Here is a 13,071-nt window from a genome sequence, read left to right as displayed (position 1 = left end):
CATGAGCGCTGAGGAAACGACCGACGAGCGCGCCAGCATCCTCCTGGTCGACGACATGGAGGACAACCTGATGGCGCTGGAGGCCGTCCTGGGGTCCCTCAACGAGCCGCTGATACGCGCACGGTCGGGCGAGGAGGCGATGAAGGCGCTGCTGCGGCGGCGGTTCGCCGTCGTCCTGCTCGACATCCGCATGCCCGGTATGGATGGCTTCGAGACCGCCGCGAACATCAAACGGCTCGACCAGACCAAGGACGTCCCCATCATCTTCCTGACGGGTACGGACGCCGACGCGGGCTACGCGTTCCGCGGATACGCGACCGGCGCGGCCGACTATCTGACGAAGCCCTTCGATCCCTGGGTGCTGCGCGCCAAGGTGAGCGTCTTCCTCGACCTGCACCGCAAGAACCGCCAACTGGAACGGATGCTCGCCCGCGAACAGGAACGGTTCGACGAGCTGGCGGCCCGCCTGAGAGAGATAGGGACACGGGTGGCGTCGAGCGACCACCAGGAGGTCCTGGAGCTACGCCACCACGTGCAACAGATGGAGGAGCTGTTACGGGGGATGCGCCAGGGGCGGGGCGTCTGACGCCCCGCCCCTCCACGAACCTGCGCTCAGGGCGGGGTGTGTGACCCCCCGCCCCTCCAGGGCCGCTCAGGCCTCCCGCGACCCCGCGTACATCTCATCGATCAGGTGCTCGGCTGCATCACCGCGGGGGACGACCCCCGCACCCCCAGCCGACCCCGAGACCACCCGAACCCGACGCCTAAGCCTCCCGCGACCCCGCGTACATCTCGTCGATCAGATGCTTGTACTCGCGTTCGACGACCGGGCGCTTCAGCTTGAGGCTCGGGGTGATCTCGCCGTGTTCGATGTCGAGGTCGCGCGGCAGGAGGCGGAACTTCTTGATGGTCTGCCAGCGCTGGAGGCCACCGTTCAGTTCCGTGACGTAGCCCTCGACCAGGGCGACCGTCGCGGGCGCGGCGACCACGTCGGCGTACGACTTGCCGGCCAGGCCGTTCTCCTTGGCCCACTCCAGGATGGACGGCTCGTCGAGGGCGATGAGGGCCGTGCAGAAGTTCCGGTCGGCGCCGTGCACCAGGATGTTGGAGACGTACGGGCACACACCCTTGAACTGGCCCTCGACCTCGGCGGGCGCGATGTACTTGCCGCCCGAGGTCTTGATGAGGTCCTTCTTGCGGTCCGTGATGCGCAGATAGCCGTCGGGGGACAGCTCGCCGATGTCGCCGGTGTGGAACCAGCCGTCCGGCTCCAGCACCTCGGCGGTCTTCTCCGGCAGCCCGTGGTACCCCTCCATGATGCCGGGGCCGCGCAGCAGGATCTCGCCGTCGTCCGCGATCCGCACCTCGGTGCCGGGCAGCGGCTTGCCGACCGTGCCGGTGCGGTACGCCTCGCCGGGGTTCACGAAGGAGGCCGCGGAGGACTCCGTGAGGCCGTACCCCTCCAGGATGTGGATGCCGGCGCCGGCGAAGAAGTAGCCGATCTCGGGCGCGAGCGCGGCACTGCCCGAGACGCACGCGCGCAGGTTGCCGCCGAAGGCCTCGCGGATCTTGGCGAAGACGAGCGCGTCCGCGACCTTGTACTTGGCGCCGAGCCCGAACGGCACGGAGGCCGCGCCGGTACGGCGGAAGTTGTCCTGGCTGACCTTGGCGTACTCGCGGGCGACCTCGGCCGCCCACTGGAAGATCTTGTACTTGGCGCCGCCACCCGCCCGCGCCTTGGCAGCGACCCCGTTGTAGACCTTCTCGAAGATGCGCGGTACGGCAGCCATGTACGTCGGCTGCACCACCGGCAGATTCTCGATGATCTTGTCGACGCGGCCGTCGACGGCGGTGACATGCCCGACCTCGATCTGCCCGGACGTGAGCACCTTGCCGAAGACGTGCGCGAGCGGCAGCCACAGGTACTGCACGTCGTCCGCGCTGATCAGACCGGTCCCGGCGGTGGCCTTCGCCATGTACGACCAGTTGTCGTGCGGGAGCCGGACACCCTTGGGGCGGCCCGTGGTGCCGGAGGTGTAGATGAGGGTGGCGAGCTGGTCGGAGGTGATCGCGCCGACCTTCTCCTTGATCAGGTCGGGGTTCTTCTCCAGGTGGGCGGCGCCGCGGGCCTCCAGCTCGGCAAGGGTGAGAACCCAGTCACTGCTCTCCACGCCCGTGGGGTCGATCACCACGACATGGGTCAGCGCGGGAAGCTCGGCGCGCTTCTCCACCGCCTTCGCGAGCTGCGCCGCGTCCTCCGCGATCAGCACCTTGCTCTCGGAGTCGGCGAGGATGAACGCGGACTCGTCGGCGTTGGTCTGCGGGTAGATCGTGGTCGTGGCCGCGCCGGCGCACATGATGCCCAGGTCGGCCAGGATCCACTCGACCCGCGTCGAGGAGGCGAGGGCCACTCGCTGCTCCGGCTGCACACCCAGCTCGATGAGGCCGGCCGCCACCGCGAAGACCCGTTCGGCGGCCTGCGCCCAGCTCAGCGACTTCCAGTCGTCCGGGCCCTGGCCCGCGGGGGCGCCTCCCTGCTCGGGCGAAGCCGAGAGCTTGGGGGACGGTACCGGGTAGCGGTAGGCCTCGGCGTCCGGCGTGGCCGCCACGCGCTCCAGGAAGAGGGCCGCCACGGACGGCGGACGGTTCTCGATCAGGGTCTGTGTGTCGCTCACGACATCCTCCGGGGCCCGCGACAGTGCGTGCGACTGGCTCGATCGACTGCATCGACTGCTGTGCGGCTGGCTGGTTGCGGCTGTTGTTTAACTCGCGAGTAACTACCGAGCAGAGATCAGAGTAGAGCGCGTCCGGCCGGTGCGTAAGGGGCGACGCCCTGTCACTTCCTCCCAAGAACCACCGGGCGGACGCGCGAGGGCCCGCCGCGCCGGAGCGCAACGGGCCCTTGAAGCCGGGATACGGGGGGTGCCGGGTGGCTACTTCTTGCCCTTGGCCGAGCCGCCGCTGTCGTCGCTGGACAGAACGGCGATGAAGGCCTCTTGCGGAACCTCCACAGAGCCCACCATCTTCATCCGCTTCTTGCCCTCCTTCTGCTTCTCCAGCAGCTTCCGCTTACGGGAGATGTCACCGCCGTAGCACTTGGCGAGGACGTCCTTGCGGATGGCGCGGATGGTCTCGCGGGCGATGACCCGGGAGCCGATGGCCGCCTGGATGGGCACCTCGAAGGCCTGCCGCGGGATGAGCTCGCGCAGCTTGGCGACCAGCCGCACACCGTACGCGTACGCCGCGTCCTTGTGCGTGATCGCCGAAAAGGCGTCGACCTTGTCGCCGTGCAGCAGGATGTCGACCTTGACCAGGCTGGAGGCCTGCTCGCCGGTCGGCTCGTAGTCGAGGGAGGCGTAGCCGCGGGTCTTGGACTTCAGCTGGTCGAAGAAGTCGAAGACGATCTCCGCGAGGGGCAGCGTGTACCGGATCTCGACCCGGTCCTCGGACAGGTAGTCCATGCCGAGGAGGGTGCCGCGCCGGGTCTGGCACAGCTCCATGATCGAGCCGATGAACTCGGAGGGCGCGAGGATCGTGGCGCGTACGACGGGCTCGTACACCTCACTGATCTTCCCCTCCGGGAACTCGCTCGGATTGGTGACCGTGTGCTCGCTCCCGTCCTCCATGAGGACGCGGTAGACCACGTTGGGCGCGGTGGCGATGAGATCGAGCCCGAACTCGCGCTCCAGCCGCTCGCGGATCACGTCGAGGTGCAGCAGCCCGAGGAAGCCGACGCGGAAACCGAAGCCCAGCGCCGCCGAGGTCTCCGGCTCGTAGACCAGCGCGGCATCGTTGAGCTGGAGCTTGTCGAGGGCGTCGCGCAGCTCGGGGTAGTCGGACCCGTCCAGCGGATACAGCCCCGAGAAGACCATGGGCTTGGGGTCCTTGTAGCCGCCGAGCGCCTCGGTCGCACCCTTGTTCAGGGTGGTGATGGTGTCACCGACCTTGGACTGCCGGACGTCCTTCACACCGGTGATGAGGTAGCCCACCTCACCGACGCCGAGGCCGTCGGCCGGCTTCATCTCGGGAGACGAGACACCGATCTCCAGCAGCTCGTGGGTCGCGCCGGTGGACATCATCCGGATCCGCTCGCGCTTGTTGAGCTGACCATCGATGACTCGTACGTACGTCACGACACCGCGGTAGGAGTCGTACACGGAGTCGAAGATCATCGCGCGGGCGGGCGCGTCGGCGACACCGACCGGGGCCGGGACCTCGGCGACGACCTTGTCGAGCAGCGCCTCGACACCCAGGCCGGTCTTGGCGGAGACCTTGAGAACGTCCTCCGGGTCGCAGCCGATGAGGTTGGCGAGCTCCTCGGAGAACTTCTCCGGCTGAGCGGCCGGCAGGTCGATCTTGTTCAGTACGGGGATGATCTTGAGGTCGTTCTCCATCGCCAGGTAGAGATTGGCGAGAGTCTGGGCCTCGATGCCCTGGGCGGCGTCGACGAGCAGGACCGTGCCCTCACAGGCCGCGAGGGACCGCGACACCTCATACGTGAAGTCGACGTGCCCAGGGGTGTCGATCATGTTGAGGATGTGGGTGTTACCCGGCTCCTGGGTGGGCGCCCAGGGCAGCCGTACCGCCTGGGACTTGATCGTGATGCCGCGCTCGCGCTCGATGTCCATGCGGTCGAGGTACTGAGCGCGCATCTGCCGCTGGTCGACCACCCCGGTCAGCTGGAGCATGCGGTCGGCGAGCGTGGACTTGCCGTGGTCGATGTGCGCGATGATGCAGAAATTGCGGATCAGAGCCGGGTCGGTACGGCTCGGCTCGGGCACATTGTTAGGGGTCGCGGGCACGCAGGGTCCTGTCTCTTGAGGCGCCTGTCGCCTCGGGTCGGATCGATACGTAGGCTCCATGGTCCCACGGGCGGGGCCGTGCGACCGGTTTGGGCTGGTTGAAGGGGGTCCGAGCTCGGGTTTAGGCCGGTCGGACCAGGACTGGTAGCCTGGGTGGCTGTGTCTCCTGCCCTCTCTGCACGAGGCACTCCTGAAGAAATCAAACGGTGCGTGAGGCATCCCCTCGCGCGCCTGAACCTGAAAAGGCTCATTCGTGGCGAACATCAAGTCCCAGATCAAGCGGAACAAGACGAACGAGAAGGCGCGCCTTCGCAACAAGGCCGTCAAGTCTTCGCTCAAGACCGCGATCCGCAAGGCCCGTGAGGCTGCTGCCGCGGGTGACGTCGAGAAGGCCACCGAGTACCAGCGCGCTGCCGCGCGTCAGCTCGACAAGGCCGTCTCGAAGGGCGTCATCCACAAGAACCAGGCCGCCAACAAGAAGTCGGCGCTTGCTTCCAAGGTCGCGCCCCTCAAGGGCTGACACTTGATCCAACCGCTGGAGGAACCAGAGCGGGCCCTCTCATCCGCTCCCGTCCAGCACCCCGGGTCTGTACGCGACTGCGTTCGCCACGCGGGTACGGACCCACAAGCTTGACCCGAAGGCCCTGCCGTCTGTCCTTCCCCAGGACGGGCGCGGGGCTTTTCGCATACCCACCCGGGCTACCGACGCCTTGACGCTGCTCGGCCGCCTCCTGCACCCAGTCCGCCGACACCTTTGCGTTTTTCGGGCCGCCTCAGGCGCTTTCAGCCCGTCCGGCGTTTGAGGACGAGGCCGTGCAGGCCGAAGCGGGGGTCTGGGGGCGGCAGCTCCCAGGGACGGGATGGGACGGGTAGGGGCGGCGGGGGCGAATCCCGCGCAGCCGTCACCACGGCCGCCGGCTCGCTCACGCACATACGACCGGCCCGCTCACGCACATACGACTGGCTCGCTCACCCCAAACGAGGCGGGCCCCACAGCCCCGTACTCCCTACCCGCGTCGAGACCGCGCCGCCCCAGCAATGGCCACGACCGCCTTCTCCAGGGCGTACTCGGGATCATCCCCGCCGCCCTTCACTCCGGCGTCGGCCTCCGCGACCGCCCGCAGCGCCACAGCCACCCCGTCCGGCGTCCACCCCCGCATCTGCTGCCGAACCCGATCGATCTTCCACGGCGACATCCCCAGCTCACGCGCCAGATCGGCCGGCCGCCCACCCCGAGCGGACGACAGCTTCCCAATGGCCCGCACACCCTGCGCCAACGCGCTGGTGATCATGACCGGCGCAACCCCGGTGGACAGCGACCAGCGCAACGCCTCCAACGCCTCCGCCGCCCTCCCCTCGACCGCCCGGTCCGCCACCGTGAAGCTCGACGCCTCGGCCCGCCCCGTGTAGTACCGCCCGACCACCGCCTCGTCGATCGTCCCCTCGACGTCCGCCGTCAGCTGGGACACCGCCGACGCCAGCTCCCGCAGATCACTCCCGATGGAGTCGACAAGTGCCTGGCCCGCCTCGGACGTCGCGGACCTCCCCAACGCCCGGAACTCCCCGCGCACAAAGGCCAGCCGGTCCGCCGGCTTCGTCATCTTGGGGCACGCGACCTCCCGCGCCCCCGCCTTGCGCGCGGCATCCAGCAGGCCCTTGCCCTTGGCGCCGCCCGCATGCAGCAGCACGAGGGTGATCTCCTCCGCGGGCGCCCCCAGGTACGACTTCACGTCCTTGATCGTGTCGGCCGAGAGATCCTGCGCGTTGCGTACGACCACGACCTTGCGCTCGGCGAAGAGCGACGGACTGGTCAGCTCGGCGAGCGTGCCGGGCTGCAACTGGTCCGAGGTCAGGTCACGTACGTCCGTGTCGGCGTCGGCGGCCCGGGCGGCGGCCACCACCTCCTGTACGGCACGGTCGAGCAGGAGGTCCTCCTGGCCCACGGCAAGCGTGACGGGGGCGAGAGGGTCGTCATGTGCGGTCTTCTTGGCCATCGCGCCAAGCATCCCACGCGCCACTGACAACGCACCCACGCCCGACCTCCCCCGGCTCACCCCAAATCCGGGCCACGGCCGCCTCGCCCGGCGCCGGGCCCACGGCCGCGTCGCCCAGCGCCGGGCCGACGGGCACCTCGTTCAGTGCCCGGTCTAAGGCTCCTCCCGCCACCCGTCCCACTCCCCCGCGAACTCATCCAGCTCCTTCGGATCGAGCCGCCCCCTCTCGTCCCGTAGCACGAGGAGCCACTGGGCATCCTCGGCGTCGTCCTCACCAGCGAGCGCATCCCGTACGAGCTGCGGCTCCTCGTCGAGTGCGAACCGCTCCCCGAGCGCCTCCGCCGCCTCCTGAGCGGCATCACGGTCGGGCAGCACCAGCACATGTCTCACATCACTCACGGAGCCATTTTCCCGCTACGCCCGGCATTACCGACGCCCGGGTCGGCCACGGAAGCCGCAGGCGCGGACCGCTACTGGTCCATCCGCATCCCGACCTCGGCGAGGCCCGCCCCCCAGCCTGCACACCCCTCCGCCGAGTACCCCAATTACCCGATTTCGCCCCTCTTTTGCACGGTCGGCACCTGATCGAGCTCGATCCCGAACCGCTCCCGATAGACCCCCAGCACCTCCTCGTCCGTGCCCAGATCCGACACCTCCTTCCGGCCGTCGGCCGCCGTCACCGTGAACCTGCGACCGCTGAGCGTGATCCGCCCTCCGTCCTCCGTGACCCGCGAGCACACCAGCGACTGTGTGAAATGCGACTTCGGCGACGTGCTGTGCCACCACAGCCCGGCCACGAAGTCCCCGAGCACCCTCGGTCGCGTCTCCAGGCGGTACTGGGGCTTGCCGTCCCTCAGCACATCGAGGTCCCCGGATGCCGCCGACCCACCGCTGCTCCGCGCTCCCGCCGCGTCCACCCCCGCTTCGATCACCCGGAACGTGCCGCCCGGATCCACCTGCTCACCACGCTCCCCGAAGGCCAGCGGATAGTGACTGTGCGCCCCGAAGCCCACATCGGCCAGCCAGTCGCCGCCGTCGACCGTCCGCACCCGCAGCGCGAGATGGTCGTACGGCACTCCGAGCCGACCCTCCTCCCCGTACACCCGTGCCGCGAGCAGCGTCACGTCGAAGCCGAGCGACTCCAGCAACGCCCCGAACGCCCCGTTCAGTTCGTAACAGAAGCCGCCCCGTCGCGCGCCCACGACCTTGTCCAGCAGCCGCTTCTCGTCGAGCACGATCTCCTCGCCGAGATGGATCGACAGGTTCTCGAACGGCACGGTGCGCAGATGGTGCAGTTGAAGCTCGCGCAGCACATCGACGGTGGGCCACGCGGGGTGTGTCACGCCGATACGACGGAGGTAGGCGTCAGCCTGGGCGGAATTCATGGCATCAGTCTCTCGCCACCCGCAGCTCCGCGCCCGCACCGGCGACGGCGATCGCCCCGTCCTCGTCCGTCCGCAGCACCAGCGCGCCCTCGTCCCGCAGCGCCTTGACCGTGCTCGGCGCGGGATGGCCGTACGGGTTTCCGAAGGCTCTCGACTAGTAGTTCTAGGAGAGCCCCACCGTGGCAGCAAAACAGCAGGTCAGCGGCCCCGCGCAATCGACCCGACAGAGCACGCCCGTGACCACTCAGCTCAGGGGCGTGTCCGTCCTCCGCCTGTCCGTACTGACCGATGAGACCACCAGCCCCGAACGTCAGCGCGCTGCCAACGCTGCTGCCGCCGCTGGTCTCGGTATCGACCTGGGCGACCGGGAAGCCGTCGACCTGGGAGTAAGCGCAAGCAAGACAACGCCTTTTGAGCGGCCGGAGTTGGGCAAGTGGCTCCGCCGTCCGGACGATTTCGACGCGCTGTGCTTCTGGCGTTTCGACCGTGCCGTCCGGTCAATGGCTGACATGGACGACCTAGTCAAGTGGGCGCGAGAAAACAAGAAAGTGATCGTCTTTGCCGAGGGACCGGGCGGACGGTTGACGCTCGATTTCCGTAACGGTGTCGACCTCATTACCGAACTGATTTTGAAGATCTTCGCTTTCGCCGCGCAGTTCGAGGCTCAGTCCATCCGAGAGCGAGTCATCAGCGCGCAGGATGCAATGCGAGTCATGCCCTTGCGCTGGCGTGGTTCGCGTCCGCCGTACGGCTACATGCCCGCGCCACTCGACGGCGGAGGATGGACCCTGGCTCAGGACCCGGAAGCTGTGGCAGTCATTGAGCGCATCATCCTGGAGCTCATGGGAGACCCCAGTAAGAGTGTGCTCGGCAAAAGCGCAGCAGACGTCGCCCGAGGACTTAACGCGGATGGCATTCCGTCCCCCCGCGACCATTGGAGCCTCAAGAAAGGGCGCGACACAGGCGGAAAGACAGGCGGCCGGGCAGGCGAGACCGTGACCCGTGGGCGCTTCACGTGGCGCCACGGCAGCATCAAAGAACTGCTCACCTCTGAGCGCATGTTGGGCTGGAAGACACAGGACAACAAGCCCGTGAGGGACAGCGAGGGTAAGCCCGTGATGGCTACCGCTGAGCCGATCCTCACCCGTGAGGAATTCGACGCAATCGGCGCAGTGTTGTCCGAGCGATCCGTCGATAACAAAAAGGTCGACCGCGTAGACACCATGGCGCTTTTGCTCCGCATCATCCATTGCGAAGGCTGCGGACAGCGCATGTACCTGCACCGACCGTCCGCCAACAGCAAGAGCACCAGCAAGACGGAGACGTACAAGTGCGGCGCACTCACCAGGGGGCAAAAGTGCGATGCCCCGTCCATCATCAAGCGCGAATGGGCGGAGGAATACGTCGAGCGTCAGTTCCTATGGATGCTCGGCGCGCTGGAAGTAACGCACACCCGCACCATTCCGGGATACGACCCGCAGCCCGAGATTGACGCCACCCTCGCTGAGTTCGAAGAGCACCAGGCGCAGAGGGGACGTCAAAAGTCCAACGCAGGCAAGGCGGCATGGCAACGGCACGCCGATTCCCTCGACGCGCGACTCGCTGACCTTGAGAGCCGGGAAAAGACTCCGCCACGCGTTGAGGAAATCCGGTCCGGCAAAACGTATTCGCGAATCTGGGCAAGTGCAGATACCGCAGGCAAGCGCAAGATGCTCCAGGATGCCGGGGCGCATCTGAACGTCAAGCGCAGTTCTCGGGGCGGCTGGCGCAAGCTGGATGAGCGGCGGGTCGACTTCACAGTCCGCGACCCATTCTTCGCTGAGGCAGCAAGCGAACTCACGTCCATGGGAGACGAATTGGCCGCGAACGGCTGACTCTATCTGAACCACCGAAAACGAATGGCACCGGTCCGGCCGGACTTTGGCGAGTAGACGGACCGGTGTCCCTGAATGGGAAGGCACCAGCATGACACGCGAGCAGTGGGAGACGACACAGGAAGCCGCAGAGGCCGCCTGGTTCCGCAAGGCTGAGTGGCAGCGGATCACGCGCCAACTGGAAGCCCTGTACGGCGCCATGCGGGCCGGGGACACCTCCGTCTACACCAGGCAGCGGATAGGGCGCCTTGAGGCCCTCCAGCAGGCACTGTGCGGCTTCCCCGAGCAACTCGCCGCGTAGCCAGCGAGACACAGCCCCGTTCGGCCAGTCACTGACTCGGTCGAGCGGGGCTTTTCGCTGTAGCGGGACAGCGGAGAGGGCGCAAACTACACCCCCGAATCTGACACACCATCAGACACACCTACTCTGACCTGGTCTTTTACTTCCTCAATGTAGAAGTGTAGTTTGAGTACCTAAATCAGATATCGCAGTAATAACTAGCGGCGAAACTGAAACTGGCCTCCGTTCCTACACTTCTACACTCCCAACCACTGTCACCGAGCCTCCCGCGGGGCCATGCAATCGACTCGACAGACCCTAATTAGAGGGCAGCGGTAACGCCCCTCGCAGTGCGCTACGGATGCCGCCAGCATCGATCCTGCGCACGCTCACAGACCAAAGGCCCTACGGCCTGAGTTGAGCTGTAACCCGTCCTGGCGGCCGGGTCTCAGTTCCTCAGGCCGTAGGGCCTTTTTGTATTCCCGAAAGGGCTCAGGATGTCTCACCTACCCAGCTACGGTTCCGTACACAAGCGACTACGCAGGCTCCATGGGTCGGCGCGACTGCACCCCTGTGACTGGTGCGGGCGCACTGCCGATTCTTGGAGCTACACCCATCACCCTGACGCTGATGAGCATTTCGACGCTGAGGCGCGCCAACTGTGGTCCGCCGACACGTCGCATTACCGGCCCATGTGCCAGCGCCATCACAGGCAGCTAGACCGCACATTCCGCGAGAGCGGCTACGACCGGTGCCTACTACGCAAGCGGGTCAAGGGCCTACGTGAGGCCGCCTGGTCCGCTGTCACCGATGAACAGAGAGCGCATGAGGCAAAGGTGCGTGCGCCTGCCGCGCGTCTAGGTCGAATTCACGGCTACCGCTGAAAGGGAGGTTCCCATGTCGCCACTGCTAACCGAACCGGGGCGCGTCGGGATACGCGCTGCTTAGTCACTGTCTCCGTGCGCAAACGATCGGGCTCAGCCGGCTCGGGCATTGTGCCTGATCAGCGCGCTGCGCCCCGCCCCCTCAACCGTTCTCCTAATGCAAACCCCGAGAGGTGGCCACTGTGCCGACCCCCGCGAACATGCCCGGCGCCAAGCTGAGCGCGACCGCACGTGAACGGACCACGCTTTCCGCGCTGGTGGTCAGCCTGGCCGACGCGCTGGATTCGGCCGAGGAAATAGACCTAGATGGTGTCGAGGTACTTACGGGCCTACTCGCTGCGTATGTGGCTCTGCTGAATGTGCAGCGTGATCGAAAGGCTTCCGCGTGAACGACGATGCCGCTATTGCCTACGCACTAGCCGAGGTGCTCGAACCGGCACCCGGTGAGCATGTCGCTTTCTCTGACGTCTTCGCGGCTGTCCGTAGCCACCTGCTGAACACCTATGGACTCAGCGCCCCAATGGGAGAGGTCAAGGCAGTTGTCCGACGTACCGGTGTGCGACTGGGGAACGGCGGCGAATCCCGCCGACAGCACGTACACGACGTCCGCCTAGCTCCCTAACGACCCAAATACTAATTGTGTCCCTGGGAATCACCCGGGGCCTTCATTGATCGGAGATTACTCATGACTATTCCCCTACCCGCTGGCATTGAAATTCCGGACGCCGTCGCGAAGGCGCAGGCTGCCCTAGATGCCGCCTGGGATCGTTATGGCGAGGCGCAGATCGAATACGCCGACGCTCTCGATGACGGCTACCTGGAGCGCGCTCAGGCCCGTGACGCTGCTGCCGCTAAGGCTGCGACGCTGGCCGGTAAGCCAGTCCCTAAGGGCGAGTCCGAGGTTTCCCGGGTAACTGCTCTGCGCGGCACCGGCGTTGGCGTGATAGAGGCTCTAGAGCAGCAGATCCGGGCCGCTGGCGCTGTCGTGCAACGTGCCTGGGTGGCGAGCCTGCCCGAACTGCGAGAGCGGGTTGTAGAGGCGCTGAAGGCTTCGGAGGCGCAGGCCGAGGAGGCCGAGCGGGAGTACTACCGAACCCGTGGCGCTATCCGCACGGCTGTCTCTGCGCTGTCTGCCGTCGACCACATGGAACGAGGCAGGCCGGGCAACGCCCCTGTGTTCACGTCCAGTCCCGCCGATAACGGCTCGCTGATCCGGTTGGGCCGTGACTGGCTCAAGGTCAACACCATCAGCGTGGACTCGGGCGACTTTATCCGTGTGCGCATTGACGATCGCATCCGAGAGCTACCGGCCGAGACGGCAGAGAAGCTGATCAGCGCTGGCGTGGCTGCACGACTTGATGATGCCTGAGCCGCTGAGCGCCTTTCTGCCCGCTGACTGAGCGACTGGACATGGGGCCCGGCATTCCCGCTGGGCCCCTTTGCCGAGAAAGGAAAATGCACTAATGAGGCTGCGTGTCGGCTCGTTCTGCCGCCTGGATTACCAGGGCACCGAACACGGCCCCGGAGACGAATTCGTCGTGTCGGACGAGAGCGCCCCTCAGTGGCTCCGTACGGGCTTGGTGGTGCCTGCTGATGGCGTCTGGCCCGAGGATGCGACGCCAGCACCCAAGCCACCACCTAAGCCCGCTGAGAGCCATACAGCGAAGCCAGCGGCCAAGCCGGGTGAGTACGTGGCGCATGAGCCGTGCCAGCCTCCGGACTCCGGCCGCAAGTCCGTGTGCAGCGTGCCGAGGTGCCCGTGTCAGGTGCCCAAGGGGAAGTGTCTGGAATGCAAGCGAGCGCACGGCAGGCACCGCAATAGCTCAGCGCATCAAAGGGCGTACCGGTCCAA

11 protein-coding genes are annotated in these 13,071 nt (G+C 66.7%); 6 read left to right on the top strand and 5 right to left on the bottom strand.

The window, feature by feature from the left end; translation table 11 throughout:
- Position 1 precedes the first annotated feature (1 nt).
- Positions 2–586, top strand: a complete 585-nt coding sequence (locus SAVERM_RS28710) for a response regulator (RefSeq protein ID WP_010986965.1) — start codon at positions 2–4, stop codon at positions 584–586.
- Between the two features lie 178 nt (positions 587–764).
- Here the strand turns inward: SAVERM_RS28710 and SAVERM_RS28705 are convergent, their stop codons facing one another.
- Positions 765–2,675 (bottom strand): AMP-dependent synthetase/ligase, encoded by a 1,911-nt coding sequence (locus SAVERM_RS28705; protein ID WP_010986964.1) that lies wholly within the window; start codon positions 2,673–2,675, stop codon positions 765–767.
- A gap of 258 nt (positions 2,676–2,933) precedes the next feature.
- Positions 2,934–4,802 carry a translation elongation factor 4 gene (gene lepA, locus SAVERM_RS28700; RefSeq protein WP_010986963.1) on the bottom strand — a complete coding sequence of 623 codons (1,869 nt, stop codon included), beginning with the start codon at positions 4,800–4,802 and terminating at the stop codon, positions 2,934–2,936.
- A gap of 253 nt (positions 4,803–5,055) precedes the next feature.
- Here lepA and rpsT point away from each other — a divergent pair, with 253 nt between their 5' ends.
- Positions 5,056–5,322: a 30S ribosomal protein S20 gene (gene rpsT / locus SAVERM_RS28695; RefSeq protein ID WP_010986962.1), complete on the top strand. Its 267-nt coding sequence runs from the start codon at positions 5,056–5,058 to the stop codon at positions 5,320–5,322.
- 487 nt (positions 5,323–5,809) lie between these two features.
- Here rpsT and holA read toward each other — a convergent pair whose 3' ends face one another.
- From holA to SAVERM_RS28680, 3 genes are all read right to left on the bottom strand, one after another.
- Positions 5,810–6,796 carry a DNA polymerase III subunit delta gene (gene holA, locus SAVERM_RS28690; RefSeq protein WP_179121647.1) on the bottom strand — a complete coding sequence of 329 codons (987 nt, stop codon included), beginning with the start codon at positions 6,794–6,796 and terminating at the stop codon, positions 5,810–5,812.
- Between the two features lie 153 nt (positions 6,797–6,949).
- Positions 6,950–7,195 (bottom strand): hypothetical protein, encoded by a 246-nt coding sequence (locus tag SAVERM_RS28685; RefSeq protein ID WP_010986959.1) that lies wholly within the window; start codon positions 7,193–7,195, stop codon positions 6,950–6,952.
- A 146-nt stretch (positions 7,196–7,341) separates the two neighbouring features.
- Positions 7,342–8,181 (bottom strand): arylamine N-acetyltransferase family protein, encoded by an 840-nt coding sequence (locus SAVERM_RS28680; protein ID WP_010986958.1) that lies wholly within the window; start codon positions 8,179–8,181, stop codon positions 7,342–7,344.
- Between the two features lie 236 nt (positions 8,182–8,417).
- Here SAVERM_RS28680 and SAVERM_RS28675 point away from each other — a divergent pair, with 236 nt between their 5' ends.
- The 4 genes from SAVERM_RS28675 (at position 8,418) to SAVERM_RS28660 (ending at position 12,588) form a co-directional block, all read left to right on the top strand.
- Positions 8,418–10,055: a recombinase family protein gene (locus SAVERM_RS28675; RefSeq protein ID WP_159029003.1), complete on the top strand. Its 1,638-nt coding sequence runs from the start codon at positions 8,418–8,420 to the stop codon at positions 10,053–10,055.
- A 91-nt stretch (positions 10,056–10,146) separates the two neighbouring features.
- Complete coding sequence (locus tag SAVERM_RS28670; RefSeq protein ID WP_037645407.1) at positions 10,147–10,356, top strand: hypothetical protein; 210 nt, start codon at positions 10,147–10,149, stop codon at positions 10,354–10,356.
- A 1,063-nt stretch (positions 10,357–11,419) separates the two neighbouring features.
- Positions 11,420–11,608 (top strand): hypothetical protein, encoded by a 189-nt coding sequence (locus SAVERM_RS42485; protein ID WP_137865176.1) that lies wholly within the window; start codon positions 11,420–11,422, stop codon positions 11,606–11,608.
- A 296-nt stretch (positions 11,609–11,904) separates the two neighbouring features.
- Complete coding sequence (locus SAVERM_RS28660) at positions 11,905–12,588, top strand: hypothetical protein (RefSeq protein WP_010986955.1); 684 nt, start codon at positions 11,905–11,907, stop codon at positions 12,586–12,588.
- Positions 12,589–13,071: the final 483 nt, after the last annotated feature.

Origin of the sequence: Streptomyces avermitilis MA-4680 = NBRC 14893, from assembly GCF_000009765.2 — a bacterium.
GTDB classification, from domain to species: domain Bacteria; phylum Actinomycetota; class Actinomycetes; order Streptomycetales; family Streptomycetaceae; genus Streptomyces; species Streptomyces avermitilis.
This window is presented reverse-complemented; position numbering and strand designations above follow the sequence as displayed.